Below are 23,310 nucleotides of genomic sequence, written 5' to 3'. Positions count from 1 at the left end.
CCCCCCCCCCCCCCCCCCCCCCCCCCCCCCCCCCCCCCCCCCCCCCCCCCCCGCCGCCCCCCCCCCCCCCCCCCCCCAGCCCCCCCCCCCCCCCCCCCCCCCCCCCCCCCCCCCCCCCACCCCCCCACCCCCCCCCCCCCCCCCCCCCCCCCCCCCCCCCCCCCCCCCGCTCAGGTCTGGAACCACACGTTCTACTGGAACTGCCTGGCGCCAAACGCCGGCGGTCAACCAACCGGCGCGCTGGCTGATGCAATCAACGCAGCCTTCGGTTCGTTCGACAAGTTCAAGGAAGAATTCAGCAAAACCTCGATCGGCACCTTCGGTTCCGGCTGGGGCTGGCTGGTGAAAAAGGCTGACGGTTCCCTGGCGCTGGCCAGCACCATCGGCGCCGGCAACCCGCTGACCAGCGGCGACACTCCGCTGCTGACTTGCGATGTCTGGGAACACGCTTACTACATCGACTACCGCAACGTTCGTCCCAAGTATGTCGAAGCGTTCTGGAACCTGGTCAACTGGAAGTTCGTCGCTGAGCAGTTCGAAGGCAAAACCTTCACCGCTTAAGCTGCGCGCCAGAGAAGAAACCCGGCTGATGTCGGGTTTTTTTATGCCTTTGATTCAGGTACGAGATAGCGCTTTTCTCAGATTTAAATCTGTCTGCCGCCGCTTGCCGCCCTCTCACAGAGGGCTACCATCAAAAAAAGGAAAAAATGTCCCGCAACGCTCAAGTTGAGAGCAGAAACTACCGACACAGTACAAATAGGACTAATACTCTAGTCAGCAGCATTTCGGCCCAGGCCACAGGCAATTTATTCTGAGCCTGATTGTCCCTTTGACTGCCAACACCGGATTGCCAATACTCACGGCAACTTGACGCTACCCGCACGGAACAAGGAATAACCCTTTGAAGCTGGAACTCAAGAACAGCTTGTCGGTGAAGTTGCTCCGGGTCGTGCTCCTGTCGGCATTGATCGTGGGCGTGGTCTTGAGCTGCGCGCAAATTGTTTTCGATGCCTATAAAACACGCCAGGCCGTTGTCGGTGACGCCGAACGGATCCTCGACATGTTCCGCGACCCCTCCACTCAGGCCGTCTACAGCCTGGATCGGGAGATGGGCATGCAGGTGATCGAAGGCCTGTTCCAGGACGACGCCGTGCGCCAGGCCTCCATCGGCCATCCCAATGAAGCGATGCTCGCGCAAAAATCCCGTGAGTTACAGCATTCCAACAGCCGCTGGCTGACCGACCTTATTCTGGGTCAGGAGCGCACCTTCACCACGCAACTGGTGGGTCGCGGCCCCTACAGCGAGTACTACGGCGACTTGAGCATCACCCTCGACACGGCTACCTATGGCGAGAGTTTTATCGTCAGTTCGGTGATCATTTTCATTTCCGGTGTATTGCGTGCCCTGGCCCTGGGCCTGGTGCTTTATCTGGTCTATCACTGGCTGCTGACCAAACCGCTGTCGCGGATCATCGAACACCTGACCGAAATCAATCCGGATCGACCCAGCGAACACAAGATTCCGCAACTCAAGGGCCACGAGAAAAACGAACTGGGAATCTGGATCAACACCGCCAACCAGTTGCTCGAATCCATCGAACGCAATACCCACCTGCGCCACGAAGCGGAAAACAGCCTGCTGCGCATGGCTCAATACGATTTCCTCACCGGTCTGCCAAACCGCCAGCAACTGCAGCAGCAACTGGACAAGATCCTCGTCGACGCCGGCAAGCTGCAACGCCGCGTCGCGGTGTTGTGCGTGGGGCTGGATGATTTCAAAGGTATCAACGAACAGTTCAGCTACCAGACCGGCGATCAATTGTTGCTGGCGTTGGCTGATCGCTTGCGCGCCCACAGCGGCCGCCTCGGTGCCCTCGCCCGTTTGGGTGGCGACCAGTTCGCCCTGGTGCAGGCCGATATCGAACAGCCTTACGAAGCGGCGGAGCTGGCACAAAGCATTCTTGATGATCTGGAGGCGCCGTTCGCCCTCGACGACCAGGAAATCCGCCTGCGTGCGACCATCGGCATCACCCTGTTCCCGGAGGACGGCGACAGCACCGAAAAGCTGTTACAGAAGGCCGAGCAGACCATGACCCTGGCCAAGACCCGCTCGCGCAATCGTTATCAGTTCTACATCGCCAGCGTCGACAGCGAGATGCGTCGCCGTCGCGAACTGGAAAAAGACCTGCGCGATGCCTTGTTGCGCGATCAGTTCTACCTCGTTTATCAACCGCAGATCAGCTACCGCGATCACCGCGTGGTTGGCGTCGAGGCGTTGATTCGCTGGCAACACCCTGAACACGGCCTGGTCCCGCCCGACCTGTTCATTCCGCTGGCCGAACAGAACGGTACGATCATCGCCATCGGTGAATGGGTGCTCGATCAGGCCTGCAAGCAATTGCGCGAATGGCACGATCAGGGCTTTGTCGACCTGCGCATGGCGGTCAACCTGTCCACCGTGCAACTGCACCACGCCGAACTGCCGCGGGTGGTTAACAATCTGCTGCAGATGTACCGCTTGCCACCGCGCAGTCTGGAGCTGGAAGTCACCGAAACCGGCCTGATGGAAGACATCAGCACCGCCGCCCAGCACTTGCTGAGCCTGCGCCGCTCCGGCGCGCTGATTGCCATCGACGACTTCGGCACCGGGTATTCATCGCTCAGTTATCTGAAAAGTCTGCCGCTGGACAAGATCAAGATCGACAAGAGCTTTGTGCAGGATCTGCTGGATGACGACGACGATGCGACCATCGTTCGCGCGATCATTCAACTGGGCAAGAGCCTGGGCATGCAAGTAATTGCTGAAGGCGTGGAAACCGCCGAGCAGGAGTCGTACATCATTTCCGAAGGCTGCCACGAAGGTCAGGGCTACCACTACAGCAAACCGCTGCCGGCGCGCGAGTTGAGCGCCTACCTCAAGCAGGCGCAACGCAGCAACGCGGCCATCCTTTAAAAGTTCGCAGCCTTTGGCAGCTCTCGTGAATCCCATTCGCCTGTAAGCGTTGCCGAGAGGCTGTGATCTTTTGATCTCAATACACGAATAAGAAATATTTCCAAGCACATCCCTTTACAGATAATGCGAAAGATTTGCATTATGTCGCAGTTTTGCGCCCCCAGCGCGAGTCCACTCAACTACCGAAGCAGGATGTTCGCCATGATTCGTATGCCTCTGGCTACCGCCAGTCTGCTGGCCATCGCCATTTCCCTCGCCGGTTGCGGCGAAGGCAAAGACAAGCCCGCCGCCCCGACCACGCCGACTCCAGCCGCCAGCACCACCGCTCCTGCCGCTGCACCTGCCGCAGCCGCTAAAATCGACGACGCCGCCGCCAAGGCTGTGGTCGCGCATTACGCCGACATGGTCTTCGCCGTTTACAGCGATGCCGAATCCACCGCGAAAACCCTGCAAACCGCCGTCGACGCATTCCTTGCCAAGCCGAACGCCGACACCCTGAACGCCGCCAAGGCTGCCTGGGTCGCTGCGCGCGTTCCGTATCTGCAGAGCGAAGTGTTCCGCTTCGGCAACACCATCATCGACGACTGGGAAGGTCAGGTTAACGCCTGGCCACTGGACGAGGGTCTGATCGACTACGTCGACAAATCCTACGAACACGCACTGGGTAATCCGGGCGCCAGCGCCAACATCATCGCCAACACCGAAGTCCAGGTCGGCGAAGACAAGGTCGACGTGAAAGACATCACCCCGGAAAAACTCGCCAGCCTGAACGAGCTGGGCGGTTCCGAGGCCAACGTTGCCACCGGCTACCACGCCATCGAATTCCTGCTGTGGGGCCAAGACCTGAACGGTACCGGTCCTGGCGCGGGCAACCGCCCTGCTTCCGACTACTTGGAGGGCGCCGGCGCTACCGGCGGTCACAACGATCGTCGTCGTGCCTACCTCAAATCCGTGACCCAACTGCTGGTCAGCGACCTGGAAGAAATGGTCGGTAACTGGAAGCCGAACGTGGCTGACAACTACCGCGCCACCCTGGAAGCCGAACCGGGCGAAAACGGCCTGCGCAAAATGCTCTTCGGTATGGGCAGCCTGTCCCTGGGCGAACTGGCGGGCGAGCGCATGAAGGTGTCCCTGGAAGCCAACTCCCCTGAAGACGAACAGGATTGCTTCAGCGACAACACCCACAACTCGCACTTCTACGATGCCAAAGGCGTTCGTAACGTTTACCTGGGCGAGTACACCCGTGTCGACGGCACCAAAATGACCGGCGCCAGCCTGTCGTCGCTGGTGGCCAAGGCCGATCCGGCCGCCGACACCGCGCTGAAAGCCGATCTGGCCGCGACCGAAGCCAAGATCCAGGTCATGGTCGACCACGCCAACAAGGGTGAGCACTACGACCAATTGATCGCAGCCGGCAACACCGCTGGCAACCAGATCGTGCGTGACGCCATCGCCTCGCTGGTCAAGCAGACCGGTTCGATCGAAGCGGCGGCCGGCAAACTGGGCATCACTGACCTGAACCCGGACAGCGCTGATCACGAATTCTGATCAAGCTTGTCTGACTGAAAAAGGCGACCTCCGGGTCGCCTTTTTCATACCTGCCATGCACAAAACCCTGTGGGAGCGGGCTTGCTCCCAAAAGCGATGGGGCAGACACAGATGAATTGACTGACACACCGCTTTCGCGAACAAGCCCGCTCCCACAAGGAGGCTGCGTTTCTCTAAATCACTGCCTCACATCAAGTAAACGATAATTCCTCTTATTCAAACTCCTGCGCCCTGTTAGACTTTGCGCCTTTGTTTTTGCCCGTCCGCAGGATGTCTATGCCCTCGCTGCCTCTTCGTTTGTCCGCACTGTTTCTGGCCTTGGGCCTGAGTGCCTGCGATGACGCCCCGCGCTTCACCAAAGCCGAGCCCGGTGAAGCACGCTCAGGCGGTGCGGCGACCGTGCGCAAGACCGATCAGAACGCGTTTTCCCTGCCCTCGGCCAACCTGCCGCCATCGCGCAGGGTGGATTTCAGCGTCGGCAACAGCTTCTTCCGCAGCCCCTGGGTGATCGCCCCATCGACCACCACCGCTCGTGACGGCCTCGGCCCGTTGTTCAACACCAACGCCTGCCAGAACTGCCACATCAAGGACGGTCGCGGTCATCCACCGACACCGCAGGCAAACAATGCAGTGTCGATGCTGGTAAGACTGTCGATCCCCAACACCCCGGAACTGGCCAAAGTCATCGAGCAGGTCGGCGTGGTGCCGGAGCCGGTCTACGGCGGCCAGCTCCAGGACATGGCCGTGCCTGGGATGGTTCCGGAAGGCAAGGTTCGCGTCGAGTACACACCGGTGCCGGTGCGCTTCAAGGACGGCACGGAAGTCGAACTGCGTAAACCGGAGCTGCGAATCACTCAACTCGGTTACGGGCCGATGCACCCGGACACGCGTTTCTCCGCACGCATCGCTCCCCCCATGATCGGCCTCGGCCTGCTCGAAGCGATCCCCGAAGAAGCGATTCTCGCCAATGCCACCGCTCAGGCCAAAGAGAAGAACGGCATCAACGGCCGACCGAATCAGGTCTGGGATGACGTCCTGCAGAAAACCGTGATCGGTCGATTTGGCTGGAAAGCCGGGCAACCGACCCTCAACCAACAAAATGTTCATGCGTTTGCCGGGGATATGGGCCTCACGACCAGCATGCGACCGTTCGATGACTGCACCGAAGCGCAAACCGCCTGCAAACAGGCGCCGAACGGCAATGGCCCGGACGGTGAGCCGGAAGTCAGCGACAACATCCTGCGTCTGGTGCTGTTCTATAGCCGCAACCTCGCCGTTCCCGCGCGCCGTGGCGTCAGCGACACCCAAGTACTGGCCGGCAAGAACCTGTTTTACCAGGCCGGCTGCCAGTCGTGTCACACACCGAAATACACCACCGCCGCCAACGCCGCCGAACCTGAACTGGCCAATCAAGTGATTCGCCCGTACAGCGATCTGCTGCTGCATGACATGGGCGACGGTCTGGCTGACAACCGCACTGAATTCCAGGCTTCCGGCCGCGACTGGCGCACGCCGCCGTTGTGGGGCATCGGACTGACGCAAGCGGTCAGTGGCCACACGCAGTTTTTGCATGACGGCCGCGCACGCAATCTGCTTGAAGCCGTGCTTTGGCACGGTGGCGAAGCGCAAGCGGCGCAGCAACAGGTTTTGTCTTTCAATGCCGAGCAGCGCACCGCGTTGCTGGCGTTTCTGAATTCACTTTAAACACTTAAAAGAATCGGGAGCCCGACATGTTCCGTCCCAAGCTACTGTTCACCAGCCTTGCCGCGCTCGCCCTCGGCGCTTGCTCGCCGCAGGATCCGCAAGCCGTCACTTCGGCCGCTATCGCCAAATCGGTGATTCTGCCGACGTACACCCGCTGGGTCGAAGCCGACAAGCAACTGGCGGTCAGCGCCCTCGCCTACTGCCAGGGCAAAGAGACGCTGGAAACCGCTCGCGCCGACTTCCTGCACGCGCAGAAAGCCTGGGCCGAATTGCAACCGCTGCTGATCGGCCCGCTGGCCGAAGGCAACCGCTCGTGGCAAGTGCAGTTCTGGCCGGACAAGAAAAACCTCGTCGGCCGTCAGGTCGAGCAACTGGTCGTCGCCCAGCCGCAGATCGATGCTGGCGCACTGGCCAAATCGAGCGTGGTGGTTCAGGGGCTGTCGGCTTACGAGTACATCCTGTTCGACGCCAAGCCTGACGTCGCCAACGCCGACCAGAAAGCCAAGTACTGCCCATTGCTGATCGCCATTGGCGAACGCCAGAAGCAACTGGCCGAGGAGATTCTGCAGAGCTGGAACAACACCGACGGCATGCTCGCGCAGATGACCAAGTTCCCGAACCAGCGCTACGCCGATTCCCACGAAGCGATTGCCGATCTGCTGCGTGTACAAGTCACCGCACTCGACACCCTGAAGAAAAAGCTCGGCACCCCAATGGGCCGCCAGAGCAAAGGCGTGCCGCAGCCATTCCAGGCCGATGCATGGCGCAGCCAGTCGTCGCTGACAGCGTTGGAAGCCAGCCTCGCCGCCGCCAAAACCGTTTGGGAAGGTGTCGACAACAAAGGCCTGCGCAGCCTGCTGCCAAGCGATCAGAAGCCTTTGGCGGACAAGATCGACGCCGCTTATGCCGCCTCGCTGAAACTGTTCGCCAGCACCCAGCGCTCGCTCGGCGAAATGCTCGAAGACGACGCCGGTCGTCAGCAACTGAACGACATCTACGACAGCCTCAACGTCGTCCATCGCCTGCACGAAGGCGAACTGGCCAAGGCGCTGGGCATTCAACTGGGCTTCAACGCCAACGACGGTGACTGATGAGGGCAAGTGCCATGCTGCGACGCCAGGCTCTGACTTTAGGTAGTTTGCTGCTGGGAGCAGTGACACTGGGCGGCTGGACGCTGTTCAAGCGCAAGGATCAGAGCCCGCTGTTGCTCTCGGCGCGCGATGACACCGACGGCAAGCACTACGCCGTCGGCTATCGGCTCGATGGCACACGGGTGTTTGCTACCGAAGTCGGCCTGCGTTGCCACGACATCATCAACCACCCGACGCTACCGATTGCGCTGTTCGTCGCCCGTCGTCCGGGCACCGAAAGCTACCTGATCGACCTGCGCGACGGTACGTTGCTGCAAACCGTGACGTCGCAGCCGAACCGGCACTTCTACGGCCACGCGGTGATTCACAAGGACGGCGAGTACCTGTACGCCACCGAAAACGACACCACTGACCCAGGCCGTGGCCTGCTCGGGGTGTACCGATTCGAGGGCGAACGGCTGGTACACAGCGGCGAGATTTCCACCCACGGCCTCGGCCCGCATCAGGTGTCGTGGATGCCCGATGGCGAGACGCTGGTGGTGGCCAACGGCGGCATTCGTACCGAAGCCGAAAGCCGCGTCGACATGAATCTCAACGCCATGGAACCGAGCCTGGTGCTGATGCAGCGCGACGGCACCTTGCTGAGCAAGGAAACCCTCGCCCAGCAAATGAACAGCGTGCGCCATCTGGGCATCGCCAGCGACGGCACTATTGTCGCCGGTCAGCAATTCATGGGCGCGTCCCACGAACGCTCGGAACTGCTGGCAATCAAGCGCCCCGGGCAGCCGTTCGTGGCATTCCCGGTGCCAGAGCACCAGTTGCAGTCGATGGGGCATTACACCGCCAGCGTTGCGGTGCACAGTGATCTGCGTCTGGTCGCCTTGACGGCCCCGCGTGGCAATCGCTTCTTCATCTGGGATCTGGACAACGGCGAAGTGCGCCTTGATGCGCCATTGCCCGATTGTGCCGGCGTGGGTGCGGTGAAGGACGGCTTTGTCGTGACCTCCGGTCAAGGGCGCTGCCGCTACTACGACTGCCGTCAGGATGATCTGTTGGCCAAACCGCTGGAATTGCCGGCAGGGCTCTGGGACAACCATCTGCACTTGATGGCGTGAAATGCCTTTATTGCTTTGCAGAAACTGCCAGTTGGAATACCCCCTGTACTCGGAGTAATGTGCCCGCCTGTCTCACCTGATTTATCCAAGGAACTGGAAATATGCTGCGTCGCCGCATGCTGATCATGTTGGGTGTTGTTTTGCTGGTCGTCCTGGTGCTGGGCGGGTACAAAGCCTTTTCGATCTACACGATGGTCCAGGGCTTTTCCAAGCCGAAACCAGCGATCAGCGTCGCCGTGGCCATTGCCACGGAACGCCCGTGGCAGATGCGTTTACCCACCGTCGGCACCCTCAAGGCACTGCAAGGCGTCGACCTGAGCCTGGAAGTCGCCGGTACCGTCACCGACCTCAAGTTCGAATCAGGGCAGAAGGTCAAGGCCGGGCAACCGTTGCTGCAACTCGACAGCGCTGTCGAAACCGCCCTGCTGGAAACCGCCAAGGCCGATCTGGGACTGGCGCAACTGGACTTCGGTCGCGGCAGCCAACTGATCGACAGTCGGGCCATCTCCAAAGGCGAATACGACCGGCTCTCGGCGGTTTTGCAAAAAAACCGCGCGACGGTCAATCAGCTCAATGCCTCGCTGGCCAAAAAACGCATCCTCGCGCCGTTCAGCGGCACCATCGGCATTCGTCAGGTCGATGTCGGCGACTACCTCGCCAGCGGCACCAAAATCGCCACACTGCAGAATCTGAGCAGCCTCTACGCCGACTTCTATTTACCGGAACAATCGGTGCCGAAACTGGCCATCGGGCAACCGGTACAAATCTCGGTGTCCGCCTACCCCGAGCAAAACTTCGCGGGCAAGATCAGCGCAATCAATCCGATTGTCGAAAGCACGACGCGCAACATTCTGGTACGCGCCACCCTGGCCAACCCCGACGGCAAATTGCTGCCGGGCATGTTCACCAGCCTCGACGTATTGTTACCGGATCCGCAGACACACGTCGTGGTGCCAGAGAGCGCAATCACCTACACCCTGTACGGCAACTCGCTGTACGTGGTCGGGCAGAAGAAAGCCGAGGACGGCAGCGTCGAAAAAGACGACAAGGGCCAACCGGTGCTGATTGCCGAGCGCCGCTTCATCGAAACCGGTGAGCGCCGCGATGGCCTGGTGATGATCAACAAGGGCGTGCAGAAAGGCGAACAAGTGGTGACCGCTGGCCAGATCAAACTGGACAACGGCGCACACATTGCCATCAGCGACGACAAGACCCTCGGCGAGCAGAACAGTCCGCCCCGCGCCGACTGATCAAGGAATCCCCATGGCTTTTACCGATCCGTTCATCCGCCGCCCGGTGCTCGCCACCGTGGTCAGCCTGTTGATTGTGCTGCTGGGCTTCCAGGCCTGGAGCAAACTGCCGCTGCGCCAATACCCGCAATTGGAAAATGCCCTGATCACGGTGACCACCGCCTACCCGGGGGCCAACGCCGAAACCATCCAGGGCTACATCACCCAGCCGATGCAACAGAGCCTGGCCAGTGCCGAGGGTATCGACTACATGACCTCGGTCAGTCGCCAGAACTTCTCGGTGATCTCGATCTACGCGCGCATCGGCTCCAACAGCGACCGCCTCTTCACCGAGTTGTTGGCCAAGGCCAACGAGGTGAAAAACAAACTGCCACAAGATGCCGAAGATCCGGTGCTGAGCAAGGAATCCGCCGATGCCTCGGCGCTGATGTACATCAGTTTCTTCAGTAAGGATTTGAGCAACCCACAGATCACCGACTACCTGTCACGGGTCATCCAGCCAAAACTGGCGACCCTGCCGGGCATGGCCGAAGCCGAGATTCTCGGCAATCAGGTGTTTGCCATGCGCCTGTGGCTCGACCCGGTCAAGCTCGCCGGGTTCGGCCTCAGCGCCAGCGACGTCACCAACGCGGTGCGCCAGTACAACTTCCTCTCCGCCGCAGGCGAAGTGAAAGGCGAGTACGTGGTCACCAGCATCAACGCCAACACCGAACTGAAATCCGCCGAAGCGTTCGCGGCGATTCCGCTCAAGGTCAGTGGCGACAGCCGCGTATTGCTCAGTGATGTGGCGCGGGTCGAAATGGGCGCGGAGAACTACAACTCCATCAGCTCCTTCGGCGGCACTCCGTCGGTGTATATCGGCATCAAGGCCACGCCCGGCGCCAACCCGCTGGACGTGATCAAGGAAGTGCGCAAGATCATGCCGCAGCTCGAAGCCCAGCTACCGCCGAACCTCAAAAGCGAAATTGCCTACGACGCCACCCTGTTCATTCAGGCCTCCATCGACGAAGTGGTGAAAACCCTGTTCGAAGCGGTGCTGATCGTGATCGTCGTCGTGTTCCTGTTCCTCGGCGCGCTGCGTTCGGTGGTGATCCCGGTTGTGACCATTCCGCTGTCGATGATCGGCGTGATGTTCTTCATGCAAATGATGGGCTATTCGATCAACCTGCTGACCTTGCTGGCGATGGTGCTGGCGATCGGGTTGGTGGTCGACGATGCGATCGTGGTGGTGGAAAACATCCACCGGCATATCGAGGAAGGCAAGACGCCGTTTGATGCCGCCTTGGAAGGCGCACGGGAAATCGCCATGCCGGTGGTGTCGATGACCATCACCCTGGCGGCGGTGTACGCGCCGATCGGTTTCCTCACCGGGCTGACCGGGGCGTTGTTCAAGGAGTTTGCCTTGACCCTGGCCGGCGCCGTGGTGATTTCCGGCGTCGTTGCCCTGACGCTGTCGCCAATGATGTGCGCCTTTTTACTGCGTCACGATGAGAACCCCAGTGGCCTGGCCCATCGCCTCGACCGCATCTTTGAGGGCCTCAAGCGCCGCTACCAAAGCCTGTTGCACGGCACGCTCAATACGCGGCCGGTGGTATTGGTCTTTGCGGTGATCGTGCTGTGCCTGATTCCGGTGTTCCTCAAGTTCACCAAATCGGAACTGGCACCGGACGAGGATCAGGGCATCATTTTCATGATTGCCAACGCCCCGCAGCCGACCAACCTCAATTACCTGAACACCTACACCGACGAATTCATCAAGATCTTCAAGCAATTCCCGGAGTACTACTCCTCGTTCCAGATCAACGGCTACAACGGCGTGCAGTCCGGCATCGGTGGTTTCCTGCTCAAACCGTGGAACGAACGCAGTCGCACACAGATGCAAATACTTCCCGAGGTTCAGGGCAAGCTTCAAAACATCCCCGGCGTGCAGATTTTCGGCTTCAATCTGCCCTCTCTGCCCGGCACCGGTGAAGGCTTACCGTTTGATTTCGTGATCAATACAGCCAACGACTACGAGCAGTTGTTGCAAGTGGCTGACCGGATCAAGAAACGCGCCATGGAATCGGGCAAATTTGCGTTCGTCGACCTCGATCTGGCATTCGACAAACCAGAGGTGGTGGTCGACATCGACCGTGCCAAAGCGGCGCAGATGGGCGTTTCGATGCAGGATCTGGGGGGCACGCTGGCCACCCTGCTCGGTGAGGCTGAAATCAACCGTTTCACCATCGAAGGACGCAGCTACAAGGTCATCGCTCAGGTTGAACGGGCTTACCGCGACAATCCGGGCTGGCTGAACAACTATTACGTGAAAAACACCCAGGGCGAGTTGTTGCCGCTGTCAACGTTGATCACCGTGACTGACCGGGCGCGCCCGCGACAACTGAACCAATTCCAGCAACTCAACGCCGCGAAGCTGTCCGGGTTCCCATTGGTGAGCATGGGTGAAGCCATCGACACTGTCTTGCAGATCGCCCGGGAAGAAGCACCGGCCGGTTTTGCCTTCGACTATGGCGGCGCGTCGCGCCAGTTCGTCCAGGAAGGCAGCGCATTGTGGGTGACGTTCGCATTGGCGCTGGCGATCATCTTTCTGGTGCTGGCGGCGCAGTTCGAGAGCTTCCGCGATCCGCTGGTGATTCTGGTGACGGTGCCGTTGTCGATCTGCGGGGCGCTGATCCCGTTATTCCTTGGCTGGTCGAGCATGAACATCTACACCCAAGTGGGCCTGGTGACGCTGATCGGGTTGATCAGCAAGCACGGGATCCTGATCGTCGAGTTCGCTAACCAGTTGCGTAAGGATAAGGGCCTGTCGGTGCGTGAGGCGGTGGAGGAAGCGGCGGCGATTCGCTTACGGCCGGTGTTGATGACCACCGCCGCGATGGTCTTCGGCATGGTGCCACTGATTCTGGCAACAGGTGCCGGGGCGGTCAGCCGGTTTGATATCGGGATGGTGATTGCGACAGGGATGTCGATCGGGACGTTGTTTACCTTGTTCGTCCTGCCCTGCGTTTACACCTTGCTGGCCAAGCCGGATCCAAAGAAAACCGCATAACCCCCCTGTGGGAGCAATTCCCGAAATCTGCACAATAAAAAAGGCCTCGCAACGGCGAGGCCTTTTACTTGGGCTTCAATCGGTTCAACTCTGTGGCCTCATCCCTTGAGAAAGTCCGAACATGAACAACAGCAAATCATGATCGGGTTCGGTCGCCACGGAGGCTTTAGCCGCCCGTGGCACCACGCAATGGGCATCCGCTAGGGATGCACCGATAACCTGCATGCGTGGCTGCTCCCAGGCAGCCACCGCGAGTGATGCAACTGCCAAGGCTCCAACCAAAAACAAACCTCGTGCAATTTCGAGTTTCATCGCTATAAACCTTTGATAGCGCTGCCAAACGCCGTCTCATAAAAGTAGACGAGTTTTTTCCAGTCCGTATCCCGGAACGACGAATGGCGACGCAATTGCTTCATGTCGTGAGAGGCGGCGCGATAGGCAGTCAGACGCTGGCGGCATTTCTCCAGGTCGATCAAGGCCACTTCGACCTTGGCGGATTCGCCTTCGCCGGTCACTCGCACAAACACATGTTTGATGTAAATGCAGCTGTGCTGCCAGCGGCCCTTGTGCATGCGCGCCAGGTTTTCGGCGAGATCCTTGAGCACACGCTCATAGATCACATCGCCACACTGATCGCGCCCACCGGCTGCCGCCAGCCAATGTTCCAGTTCCTGGAAACCATCCAGAGACTTGGTCACCAGCAGTGCTCGCCACTTGTGCTGCGGATCAGGCTGGGCACCACAGAAAACGATTTGCGGTACTCGCACACCCAGTTTGCTGACGCCGGTCAGTGCATCAAGCTCGCGCAAGACAGTCGGACGCCCAAACGGGTGCAACCAACTGCGATAAATGTGTCCGGTCTGGCGTTTGGCGTACAGCAATTGGCCGTCCTTGCCCACGATCCGTTGCACACCACTTTCGCCACCACGGCGCACGTTGGGCTCTTCCACCCATTCACCGCGCTGAGCCCAGTAGTAGTCGAAGCGGTCCTGCGGAGCGACTTCCGTTTCTGCTGCAAATTGCACTGCCATCCTGTTACCTCTTGCGTAATACGTAAACCCGCCACATCGCATAGAGCGGAATAAAGTCCAGTTGTTCCTGAATGCGGAAACCCGCCTCTTCAAATTCTTTTTCGACCGTAGCAGCCGGTAACACAAAGCGATTCTGGTAATCGCGACTGGCACGTTTCTTCTCGGCGCGCTGGCGTTTCCAGGCCTTGAAATTGCCATCGACCCACAATGAAATGATCACGCTGTCACGGGTGACGCGCTCGAATTCACGCAGAATGGCCCGACGATGCTCGGCGTCTCCGATGTGATGGAGCAGGCGCATACAGAAAATGCTGTCGACGGCGTTATCAGGCAAGGCGATGTCGAACGCAGAAGTGTGCAAGGGTTGTACCCGTTTCACCACATCGGCGGGTTGCGCCTGCATGGCCGTCTGGATCATCGATTCGGAATTGTCCGCCCCTATGATCACGCGATTGGCTTTTTCACCCAGCAATGGCCAGAAACGCCCCGCACCGCAAGGCAGATCCAGCACCAGCCCCGGCTCACCGGCCAGCGCCAGCGCTTTGCGAGCCAACTGTTCGTCACGCCAGTGGGAGAGCCGACGGCCAAGGCTGTCTTTATGCTTGCGCAGGTATTTCTGCGCATGTTGATCATCGTACTTTTCGGAAAAATCGAGCTTGATCGGGCCGGCCATCACCAGAACTCCTGAATTACTGATGTCACCACCTTAAGGCGAGGTGTGTCAGCGTCAGGTCATCCAGCTGTGAAAATTTCGTAAGGCCAACCGACAAAGTATTGCAGCGTTATACAGGATTCAGACAGGTTGGCGGGAGTATCATCGAGCCACTATTTGCGTCAGATTTTGCCTAGATCAACTTCGAAGCGACAGCCATTGGGTTGCATCGTACTCAAGCTGACACTCCAGCCCTGGTTCTCGCAAATGCGCTGCACCAGCGACAATCCAAGCCCCAGGCCTTCACCGCGCTTTTCACCGCCGCGCACAAACGGCTCGAACATCGCCTCGCGTTTTTCCTCGGGAATACCCACACCGGAATCCTCGACGACAAACCCGTTGGCATTGAGCGTCAGGCGAATGAAACCCTGCTCGGTGTAATGGCAAGCGTTACGCAACAGGTTACCCATCACCGCCGTCAACAGCGTTGCGTTGTAGCAGGTGGCGGGTGGATTACCGGGCTCGAACTGCAACGTCAAACCTTTGCTTTCGATCGATTCGCGCCATACGCAAAGCAGACTGCCAGCGACCTGACTGAGGTTTTGTTGCGGCGCCACCCCCGCGTCTTCGCGTTGGGCGCGGGCGAGCATCAGGAAGGTCTGCACCAGTTCGCGCATTTCCTCACTGGCCCGCGCAATACGCTCGACCTGTGCACGACCGCGCGTGTCGATTGCCGGGTTTTCCAGCAGCAGTTCGCAGGAACTCGCCAGCACCATCAGCGGTGTACGCAATTCGTGGCTGACATCGCTGGTGAACAGCCGCTCGCGGGTCAATGCCTGTCGCAAACGCCCCAGCGTGGCATCGAACGCCACCGCCAGTTCGCCGACTTCATCAGCCGCGTAGTCCGGCGCCAGCGGTGGTGCCAGTCCGAGCAATTGGTCGCGATGACGAACCTGACGCGCCAGCCGAACCACCGGAGCCATCACTTTGCGCGCGAGCACCCAACCGAGGAAAACCGCCAATGCCAGGCTGAGCACGAAACCCACCAGCACCACGGCAAACAGCACGCGCTCGCGCTCTTCGAAATCGCTTTGATCCTGCAGCAGCACATACCGCCGCCCATCGACGACCTCGACCATTGCATGATACGAAAGCTGCTCGCGGAACACTTCGTGGAATCCGGAATCGAGGTGACGCAAGTCCTTGGGCAGCTCGAAATCGCCGGGGCCGCCACTGAAGTAGAACAATTGATCCGGTTCCGGGCGATGGCTCCAGTCGGAAACACTGTCCATCAGCAACAGGCGCTGCAGATCGCCGCCCAGCCCTGCCGAAATCAGTTTTTCCTCCACCAGATGCACCGTAGCGACAATGCCCATGGCGAAAGCACCGGCCACCAGTGCGCTCATCAACGCAAAGGCAATGATGATGCGCTGTGAAAGGCTTTGCTTAAACTCCATCACGCCCCTCGGCCAAACGGTAACCCACGCCGTGCACGGTATGCAGCAGTGGCTTGGCAAACGGCTTGTCGATCACCTGACGCAATTGGTGAACGTGACTGCGCAGGCTGTCGCTGTCCGGACAGTCATCGCCCCACAGCGCCTCCTCGAGGACTTCACGGCGCAGCACATGCGGGCTCTTCTGCATCAACACCGCCAGCAGCTTGAGGCCGACCGGGTTGAGCTTCAGCAGTTTGCCTTCACGGGTCACTTCCAGCGTGTCGAGGTCATAACTCAAGTCACCGACTTGCAGGGCACGGCGTCCGCCGCCCTGGGCACGGCGCATCACCGCCTCGATCCGTGCAGCGAGCTCAGACAAGGCAAATGGCTTGACCAGGTAATCGTCAGCCCCCGACTTGAAGCCCTGAAGACGATCATCCAGTTGATCCCGGGCGGTCAGCATGATCACCGGCGTGTCCCGACGGGCATCTTCGCGAAGGCGTTTGCACAGGGTGTAGCCGTCGATGCCGGGCAGCATGATGTCGAGCACGATCAGGTCATAATGCTCGGTGGCCGCCAGATGCAGGCCCGACAGACCGTCCTGGGCGCAATCGACGGTATAACCCTTGAGCCCCAGGTAATCGGCCAGATTGGCCAGGATATCGCGGTTGTCTTCGACCAACAGAATTCGCATGGGCACCTCTTCGTACACAGTAACAGCCGTGATGGCCCGCGCAGCTTACGGCCAAGTGCGGCTCAGGGCTAGGCATGCGTCGGATTGTTTACCGACAAGGATGCTGATTATGCCAGCCAACGTTTTTTTCACTTTCGGTTAACAAATCGCCGACGCCAGCGGGTGCAGACTCCGCGCGGTTGCGCTCATCGAACACACTAACCGACCAGGGAATTACCATGGTGTCGACCTCTGCCCGCCCCGCTTCACGGCCTCTGAATTTCTGGTTGTGTCTGGGTATACCCACCTTCGCGGCAATTATTCTGCTGCTGCTCGAACTGACCGATCTGGACATGGACCTGGCCAGGCTGTTCTACGATCCGGTCGCTGGCGACTTCATCGGCCGACACAGTTTTTTCCTTGAAGACATCCTTCATGATCGAGCCAAGCAGGTGGTGATCGCGTTCTCGGTGTTTGCCATTCTCGGCTTCATCGGGTCGTTCTTCATCGCACGGCTCAAGCCGTTCAAGCGGGAGTTGGGCTGTCTGGTGCTGTCCCTCGGGCTGGCCACTTCGTTCGTGACGCCGGTCAAAGCCGTCACTGCCGTGCAATGCCCATGGAGCCTGGAGCAATTCGGCGGCCATGAAACCTACAGCAAGTTACTTGATCATCGTCCGCCAACCAACAAACCGGGCCGTTGCTGGCCTGGGGGTCATGCGGCGACGGGGTTCACCTTGTTTGCGCTGTTCTTCGTGCTGCGTGATCGACGTCCGCGCCTGGCCAGACAAGCGTTCATCTTTGCCTTCACGCTGGGTTCAGTATTTTCGGTCAGCCGGATGATGCAGGGCGCGCACTTCTTTTCGCACAACGTGTGGACAGCGATTTTCTGCTGGCTGATTTGTCTGGGGTCGTATTACTGGGTGCTGTATCGCCCGGCGCTCAAGGCTGAAGCGGCAGCGAAAGCACAACCCGTCGGCACCTGAAACACAGCCCTCCCCCACAGAGGGGTGGTGTGGACCTGAATTGCGGGCAATAAAAAACCCCGCCTGCTCATCGCAGGCGGGGTTTTTCGTTACGGGGGTAAGGCTGGCTTACATCATGCCGCCCATGCCACCCATACCGCCCATGTCTGGCATACCGCCGCCAGCCGAGCCTTCTGCCTTCGGCTTCTCAGCGATCCCGACTTCGGTGGTCAGCAGCAGACCCGCAATCGACGCAGCTGCCTGCAATGCCGAACGGGTAACCTTGGTTGGGTCCAGGATGCCCATTTCGACCATGTCGCCGTATTCGCTCGTTGCAGCGTTGTAACCGTAGTTACCTTTACCGTTCTTGACTTCGTTGACCACCACACTTGGCTCGTCGCCGCTATTGGAAGCGATCTGGCGCAGTGGAGACTCAACGGCGCGACGCAATACAGCGATACCGACGTTCTGGTCAGCGTTGTCGCCTTTCAGGTCGACCAAGGCTTCCAGAGCACGGATCAGCGCTACGCCACCGCCAGGTACCACGCCTTCTTCAACGGCTGCGCGGGTTGCGTGCAGGGCGTCTTCAACGCGGGCTTTCTTCTCTTTCATTTCGACTTCGGAACCAGCGCCAACCTTGATCACTGCAACGCCGCCGGACAGTTTGGCCAGACGCTCTTGCAGTTTTTCACGGTCGTAGTCCGAGGAAGTTTCGGCAACCTGAGCACGGATCTGAGCGATGCGGGCTTCGATGTCGCCCGCTACGCCAGCACCATCAACGATGATGGTGGTTTCCTTGGAGATGGTCACGCGCTTGGCGCTGCCCAGGTTTTCCAGGGTAGCGGCTTCCAGGCTCAGGCCGATCTCTTCGGAGATAACGGTACCGCCGGTCAGAACAGCGATGTCCTGCAGCATGGCCTTGCGACGGTCGCCGAAGCCTGGAGCCTTGACGGCTGCGACTTTAACGATGCCACGCATGTTGTTCACAACCAGAGTCGCCAAGGCTTCGCCTTCAACGTCTTCGGATACGATCAGCAGTGGACGGCCCGCTTTGGCAACGGCTTCCAGCACTGGCAGCATTTCGCGGATGTTCGAGATCTTTTTGTCGACCAGCAGAACCAATGGGTTGTCCAGTTCGGCAACCATGGTTTCCGGCTTGTTGACGAAGTACGGCGACAGGTAGCCGCGGTCGAACTGCATGCCCTCTACAACCGACAGTTCGTTTTCCAGGCCAGTGCCTTCTTCAACGGTGATCACGCCTTCTTTACCGACTTTTTCCATGGCTTCGGCAATGATGTCGCCGATGGAGGTGTCGGAGTTGGCGGAGATGGTGCCTACCTGAGCAATTGCCTTGGTGTCAGCGCATGGCTTGGACAGGTTTTTCAGCTCTTTGACAATGGCGATGGTCGCCTTGTCGATACCGCGCTTGAGGTCCATCGGGTTCATGCCGGCAGCGACGGCTTTCAGGCCTTCGTTGACGATCGACTGAGCCAGAACGGTCGCGGTGGTAGTACCGTCACCTGCGTCATCGTTAGCACGGGAGGCAACGTCTTTGACCAGCTGCGCGCCCATGTTTTCGAAACGGTCTTCGAGTTCGATTTCTTTGGCGACGGAAACGCCGTCCTTGGTGATGGTCGGAGCGCCGAAGCTCTTCTCGATGATCACGTTACGGCCTTTCGGGCCCAGGGTCGCTTTTACTGCGTCAGCCAGGATGTTAACGCCAACCAGCATTTTCTTGCGGGCGGAATCGCCGAATTTAACTTCTTTAGCAGCCATGATCGATATTCCTTAAATACTTTGTAGTAGCGGGAAAATGAACGGAGGTATCAGCCTTCGATAACAGCGAGGATTTCGTTCTCGCTCATTACCAACAGGTCTTCGCCGTCGACTTTCACTGTGTTGCTGCCGGAGTAAGGACCGAACACAACCTTGTCGCCTTCCTTCACGGAAAGTGCGCGCACTTCGCCGTTTTCCAGAGCTTTGCCCGGGCCTACAGCGAGAATCACACCGTGGTTGGCTTTTTCAGCAGCCGAACCTGGCAGGACGATACCGCCAGCGGTTTTCTTTTCTTCTTCGCTACGACGGATAACGACGCGGTCATGCAGAGGACGAAGCTTCATTGTCGATCTCTCCTAATTGTGGTTTTCATCGGCCGGTGTAGTCCCGGCGGGTTTAACAAATCCGGCCTGCGCCGGTTGCGGTTCGTCGAGCGAGCCGCGCAAGTCTGTCCGACTCAAATATCGGAAACCTTTCGGTGACCGATACATAAGGGCGCATAAGCTTATTACAAGGGCGCCGCTAAAAAAATTTACTGATGTTCTTCACAAAAGCAGCCCGTAAACGAGCACGGCACCCGAAGGTGCCGTGTCGATACAAGCGCTACTTGGAGTCGCGATGCTCGAACTCACCTTCGATCACATCGCCCTCGCGGCCCAGAGGCTGTCGCGGTGCAGGACCGCCACGAGGTTGCAGGTCATCGGCGAACGCACGCTGGCGCATGGCTTGTTCTTCAGCACGCTGGCGCATCTTGTTGGCCAGCAGGCGACGAGTGAACGGCAACAGCATCACCAGACCGACCACGTCGCTGATGAAACCCGGCAGGATCAGCAGGCCGCCGGCCAGGGCCAGCATCAAGCCTTCCAGCATGGTTTGCGCAGGCAGTTCGCCGCGGTTCAGGCTTTCACGGGCACGCAGCGCCGTTGCCAGACCGGCGACGCGCAGCACGAACACGCCGAACATCGAGCCGAGAATGATCAGCAGCAGGGCCGGGAAGAACCCGATGGCGCCTGCCACTTTGACGAATACGAATAGCTCCAGCACCGGAAACAGCAGAAAGAGCAACAAAAAAGGGCGCATCAAAAATTCCTCAACGCAAGAAATGCCTTGCAGTAAGCCCTAGATGACGTCGCCCTTTCGTGAATTCAAGCATCAGCCACTGCATTTTTTGGCCACGCCTGGGCGTGAGCCAGAGAAACCAAGGCTTCGCGCACTTGTATCGGCGTATGACATGGCGCTTGAAACGGCAGCCAGTAAAGGGCCTGACCGATCCGCAGATGCATGCCTTCGGTGTCGATCCCGGCCAGTTGCGCGGGCACGCTATTCGGCAGCCCGGCGAGTTCGGCGTAGTGCGCAATGGCTTTGGCGTGGTCGCTGTTCATGTGCTCGACCATGCTGATTTCAGCCTTGCCGGCGAACGGATTGGCCAAGGTCAGCTCGTCGATCCAGTGAATCGCGCCAAAACCGCCGATGTAACGATGGCGCACCGGTTTGAGCACCCAGAAATCGAAATCGTGAGCCTTGTGGTAGTTCTGCGAATCGGGGAAGTAGCGGTAGTAGCGCTCGGCGGCCGCTTCAATGGCCGCAGCGTCTTCGAGTTTTTGCGCTTCGCCCAGATAGGTCAGGCGACCAACGGCTTGCACATCATCAGCGTCACGCTCGCCCACCAACATCGAGCATTTAGGGTCTTTTTGCAGGTTGTGGGTGTGCTGGGCGATGCGGCTGATCAGGATCAGCGGCCGACCCTGCTCATCGAGGCAATAGGGCACCACAGAGCCAAAGGGAAAACCGGGCATCGATTTGGAGTGGGTCGACAGCACTCCCCGGTATTCCTTGAGAAGCAATTCTCGGGCATTCTTGGCCACTTCAACGCTCAATTTATGACTCCTTAAAAAGAATCCGTCGAAAAAACGGACAGATGAACGGGATAAGTCCCGCTCACTCTCGGGGCAATTCTCATGTGCGGCCAGGCCACGTCGGGCGCAGATCGAGAGGCTCTCTAAGGGAAAACCACTCTGACCTGCTATCGGGGCATGCGAATGCAACTCAACGACAAAGTAATCATTATCACGGGCGGTTGCCAGGGTTTGGGCCGTTCCATGGCCGAGTATTTCGCAGGCAAAGGCGCCAAGCTTGCCTTGGTCGATCTGAACCAGGAAAAACTCGACGACGCCGTCGCGGCTTGCAAAGCCAAGGGTGTCCAAGCGCGCAGCTATCTGTGCAACGTTGCCAATGAAGAACAGGTTGAGCACATGGTCGCCCAGGTTGCCGCCGATTTTGGTGCGATCCACGGCCTGATCAACAACGCCGGGATCCTGCGTGATGGCCTGCTGCTTAAGGTCAAGGACGGCGAAATGACCAAGATGAGCCTGGCCCAATGGCAGGCGGTGATCGACGTCAACCTGACCGGCGTGTTCCTGTGCACCCGTGAAGTGGCGGCGAAAATGGTCGAGCTGAAAAACAGCGGCGCGATCATCAACATTTCGTCGATTTCGCGGGCGGGTAACGTTGGCCAGACCAACTATTCTGCCGCCAAGGCCGGCGTTGCCGCGGCGACCGTGACCTGGGCCAAAGAACTGGCGCGTTACGGCATTCGCGTGGCGGGCATTGCGCCGGGCTTCATCGAAACCGAGATGACCCTGGGCATGAAGCCCGAAGCGCTGGAGAAGATGACGTCAGGGATTCCGCTCAAACGCATGGGCAAACCGGAAGAAATCGCCCATTCGGCGGCATACATCTTCGAAAACGACTACTACACCGGCCGGATTCTGGAGATGGATGGCGGCTTGCGTATCTAACCCAAACACAAAACCAGTGTGGGAGCGGGCTTGCTCGCGAATACGGTATGTCAGGCAACATTTTCGTCGACTGACACACCACCTTCGCGAGCAAGCCCGCTCCCACAGTTGATTGTGTTTCAGGCCATCAATCGTCGCTGATGGTGATGTTCGGCATTGCCGGCGTGGCAGCTTCCTGCAACACAATCCGCGCGCCGACGTGGCGGGCCAGTTCCTGATACACCATGGCAATCTGGCTGTCCGGCTCGGCAATCACTGTCGGCTTGCCGCCATCGGCCTGCTCGCGGATCAGCATCGACAACGGCAGCGAAGCCAATAGCTCGACGCCGTATTGAGTCGCCAGTTTCTCGCCTCCACCCTCACCGAACAGATGCTCGGCATGGCCGCAGTTCGAGCAGATGTGCACGGCCATGTTTTCCACGACGCCCAGCACCGGAATGTTGACCTTGCGGAACATTTCCACGCCTTTGCGCGCGTCGAGCAATGCCAGATCCTGCGGCGTGGTAACAATCACCGCACCGGCCACCGGGACTTTCTGCGCCAGGGTCAACTGAATGTCACCGGTGCCTGGCGGCATGTCGATCACCAGATAATCCAGATCGCCCCACGCAGTTTGCGTGACCAGTTGCAGCAGCGCGCCGGAAACCATCGGCCCGCGCCAGACCATCGGCGTGTTGTCGTCGGTCAGGAACGCCATCGACATGACTTCCACACCGTGGGCCTTGAGTGGCACGAACCACTTCTGATCCTTGACCTCAGGGCGGGTGCGCTCCGGGATGCCGAACATGATGCCTTGGCTCGGACCATAGATGTCGGCATCGAGAATCCCGACCTTGGCGCCTTCACGGGCCAGTGCCAGCGCGAGGTTGGCCGCGGTGGTCGACTTACCCACGCCGCCCTTGCCCGACGCCACGGCGACCACGTTCTTGACATTGGCCAAGCCCGGAATCTGTGCCTGGGCCTTGTGCGCGGCAATCACGCTGTTGACCTCGACCTTGGCGATGACCACGCCGTCGATATTCTCGATGGCCAGTTGCAGCAATTGCGCCCAGCCACTCTTGAACAGACCGGCGGCATAGCCGATTTCCAGCTGAACATTAACGCGGTCACCGATGATTTCGATGTTCTTCACGCAACCGGCGCTGACCGGGTCCTGGTTCAGGTAAGGGTCGGTGTACTGGCTGAGGACGGCTTCCACCGCTGCGCGAGTGACGGCACTCATGGGCAACTCCGATAACAAGACTTGAAAAAGATGGCAGGTATCCTACCCCT

At 59.4% G+C, this 23,310-nt stretch carries 20 protein-coding genes and 1 pseudogene; 10 read left to right on the top strand and 11 right to left on the bottom strand.

Going from position 1 to position 23,310, the window contains the following annotated elements; translation table 11 throughout:
• The coding region (locus tag ACIOU6_RS04875; protein WP_401134299.1) for a hypothetical protein at positions 1 to 186 on the bottom strand (186 nt) is incomplete at its 3' end.
• Between ACIOU6_RS04875 and ACIOU6_RS04870 the strand changes: the two are divergent.
• The 8 genes and pseudogenes from ACIOU6_RS04870 to ACIOU6_RS04835 all read left to right on the top strand — a co-directional run.
• Positions 169 to 561, top strand: a pseudogene (locus tag ACIOU6_RS04870) (superoxide dismutase); the annotation flags it as partial. The gene ACIOU6_RS04875 and the pseudogene ACIOU6_RS04870 sit on opposite strands and share 18 nt — an antisense overlap.
• A 340-nt stretch (positions 562 to 901) precedes the next feature.
• Complete coding sequence (locus tag ACIOU6_RS04865; RefSeq protein WP_221732066.1) at positions 902 to 2,953, top strand: bifunctional diguanylate cyclase/phosphodiesterase; 2,052 nt, start codon at positions 902 to 904, stop codon at positions 2,951 to 2,953.
• Positions 2,954 to 3,154: 201 nt separating this feature from the next.
• Positions 3,155 to 4,501, top strand: a complete 1,347-nt coding sequence (locus tag ACIOU6_RS04860; RefSeq protein WP_401134293.1) for an imelysin family protein — start codon at positions 3,155 to 3,157, stop codon at positions 4,499 to 4,501.
• A gap of 276 nt (positions 4,502 to 4,777) precedes the next feature.
• Positions 4,778 to 6,205 (top strand): di-heme oxidoredictase family protein, encoded by a 1,428-nt coding sequence (locus ACIOU6_RS04855; RefSeq protein WP_221732068.1) that lies wholly within the window; start codon positions 4,778 to 4,780, stop codon positions 6,203 to 6,205.
• Positions 6,206 to 6,231: 26 nt separating this feature from the next.
• The gene (locus ACIOU6_RS04850) at positions 6,232 to 7,296 is read left to right on the top strand and encodes an imelysin family protein (RefSeq protein WP_221732069.1); all 1,065 of its coding nucleotides are present in this window, start codon (positions 6,232 to 6,234) and stop codon (positions 7,294 to 7,296) included.
• Between the two features lie 14 nt (positions 7,297 to 7,310).
• Entirely contained in the window at positions 7,311 to 8,411 is a 1,101-nt protein-coding gene (locus ACIOU6_RS04845; protein WP_401134288.1) for a DUF1513 domain-containing protein, read from the top strand.
• 101 nt (positions 8,412 to 8,512) lie between these two features.
• Positions 8,513 to 9,661: an efflux RND transporter periplasmic adaptor subunit gene (locus tag ACIOU6_RS04840; RefSeq protein WP_221732071.1), complete on the top strand. Its 1,149-nt coding sequence runs from the start codon at positions 8,513 to 8,515 to the stop codon at positions 9,659 to 9,661.
• Positions 9,662 to 9,674: 13 nt separating this feature from the next.
• Positions 9,675 to 12,710 carry a multidrug efflux RND transporter permease subunit gene (locus tag ACIOU6_RS04835; RefSeq protein ID WP_401134285.1) on the top strand — a complete coding sequence of 1,012 codons (3,036 nt, stop codon included), beginning with the start codon at positions 9,675 to 9,677 and terminating at the stop codon, positions 12,708 to 12,710.
• Between the two features lie 84 nt (positions 12,711 to 12,794).
• On the opposite strand, the gene ACIOU6_RS04830 is transcribed toward ACIOU6_RS04835, so the two are convergent.
• The 5 genes from ACIOU6_RS04830 to colR all read right to left on the bottom strand — a co-directional run bounded on the left by ACIOU6_RS04830 (position 12,795) and on the right by colR (position 16,523).
• On the bottom strand, positions 12,795 to 13,022 hold the full coding sequence (locus tag ACIOU6_RS04830) for a hypothetical protein (protein WP_221732073.1): 228 nt from the start codon (positions 13,020 to 13,022) through the stop codon (positions 12,795 to 12,797).
• 2 nt (positions 13,023 to 13,024) lie between these two features.
• Complete coding sequence (locus tag ACIOU6_RS04825; RefSeq protein ID WP_401134282.1) at positions 13,025 to 13,741, bottom strand: lipopolysaccharide kinase InaA family protein; 717 nt, start codon at positions 13,739 to 13,741, stop codon at positions 13,025 to 13,027.
• A 4-nt stretch (positions 13,742 to 13,745) separates the two neighbouring features.
• Entirely contained in the window at positions 13,746 to 14,414 is a 669-nt protein-coding gene (locus ACIOU6_RS04820) for a class I SAM-dependent methyltransferase (protein WP_221732075.1), read from the bottom strand.
• 161 nt (positions 14,415 to 14,575) lie between these two features.
• Positions 14,576 to 15,850 (bottom strand): HAMP domain-containing sensor histidine kinase, encoded by a 1,275-nt coding sequence (locus ACIOU6_RS04815; protein ID WP_221732076.1) that lies wholly within the window; start codon positions 15,848 to 15,850, stop codon positions 14,576 to 14,578.
• Positions 15,840 to 16,523 (bottom strand): two-component system response regulator ColR, encoded by a 684-nt coding sequence (colR, locus tag ACIOU6_RS04810; RefSeq protein WP_221732077.1) that lies wholly within the window; start codon positions 16,521 to 16,523, stop codon positions 15,840 to 15,842. Before colR ends, ACIOU6_RS04815 begins: the two co-directional genes overlap by 11 nt.
• Before the next feature lie 218 nt (positions 16,524 to 16,741).
• Here colR and ACIOU6_RS04805 point away from each other — a divergent pair, with 218 nt between their 5' ends.
• A complete protein-coding gene (locus ACIOU6_RS04805) occupies positions 16,742 to 17,485 on the top strand; it encodes a phosphatase PAP2 family protein (RefSeq protein WP_221732078.1) in 744 nt (247 codons plus the stop codon).
• 108 nt (positions 17,486 to 17,593) lie between these two features.
• On the opposite strand, the gene groL is transcribed toward ACIOU6_RS04805, so the two are convergent.
• The 4 genes from groL to ACIOU6_RS04785 all read right to left on the bottom strand — a co-directional run bounded on the left by groL (position 17,594) and on the right by ACIOU6_RS04785 (position 21,117).
• Positions 17,594 to 19,240 carry a chaperonin GroEL gene (groL, locus tag ACIOU6_RS04800; protein WP_221732079.1) on the bottom strand — a complete coding sequence of 549 codons (1,647 nt, stop codon included), beginning with the start codon at positions 19,238 to 19,240 and terminating at the stop codon, positions 17,594 to 17,596.
• Between the two features lie 50 nt (positions 19,241 to 19,290).
• On the bottom strand, positions 19,291 to 19,584 hold the full coding sequence (locus ACIOU6_RS04795; protein WP_007916610.1) for a co-chaperone GroES: 294 nt from the start codon (positions 19,582 to 19,584) through the stop codon (positions 19,291 to 19,293).
• A 259-nt stretch (positions 19,585 to 19,843) separates the two neighbouring features.
• Complete coding sequence (locus tag ACIOU6_RS04790) at positions 19,844 to 20,320, bottom strand: FxsA family protein (protein WP_034153496.1); 477 nt, start codon at positions 20,318 to 20,320, stop codon at positions 19,844 to 19,846.
• A gap of 65 nt (positions 20,321 to 20,385) precedes the next feature.
• On the bottom strand, positions 20,386 to 21,117 hold the full coding sequence (locus ACIOU6_RS04785; protein ID WP_401134276.1) for a HugZ family protein: 732 nt from the start codon (positions 21,115 to 21,117) through the stop codon (positions 20,386 to 20,388).
• A 162-nt stretch (positions 21,118 to 21,279) separates the two neighbouring features.
• On the opposite strand from ACIOU6_RS04785, the gene ACIOU6_RS04780 reads away from it, so the two are divergent.
• A complete protein-coding gene (locus ACIOU6_RS04780) occupies positions 21,280 to 22,038 on the top strand; it encodes an SDR family oxidoreductase (RefSeq protein WP_221732081.1) in 759 nt (252 codons plus the stop codon).
• Positions 22,039 to 22,165: 127 nt separating this feature from the next.
• On the opposite strand, the gene apbC is transcribed toward ACIOU6_RS04780, so the two are convergent.
• Entirely contained in the window at positions 22,166 to 23,260 is a 1,095-nt protein-coding gene (gene apbC / locus ACIOU6_RS04775) for an iron-sulfur cluster carrier protein ApbC (protein ID WP_401134273.1), read from the bottom strand.
• Positions 23,261 to 23,310: the final 50 nt, after the last annotated feature.

This window comes from Pseudomonas sp. NPDC087615 (assembly GCF_044743445.1).
In the GTDB taxonomy this organism is placed as follows: Bacteria; Pseudomonadota; Gammaproteobacteria; order Pseudomonadales; family Pseudomonadaceae; genus Aquipseudomonas; species Aquipseudomonas baetica_A.
This window is presented reverse-complemented; position numbering and strand designations above follow the sequence as displayed.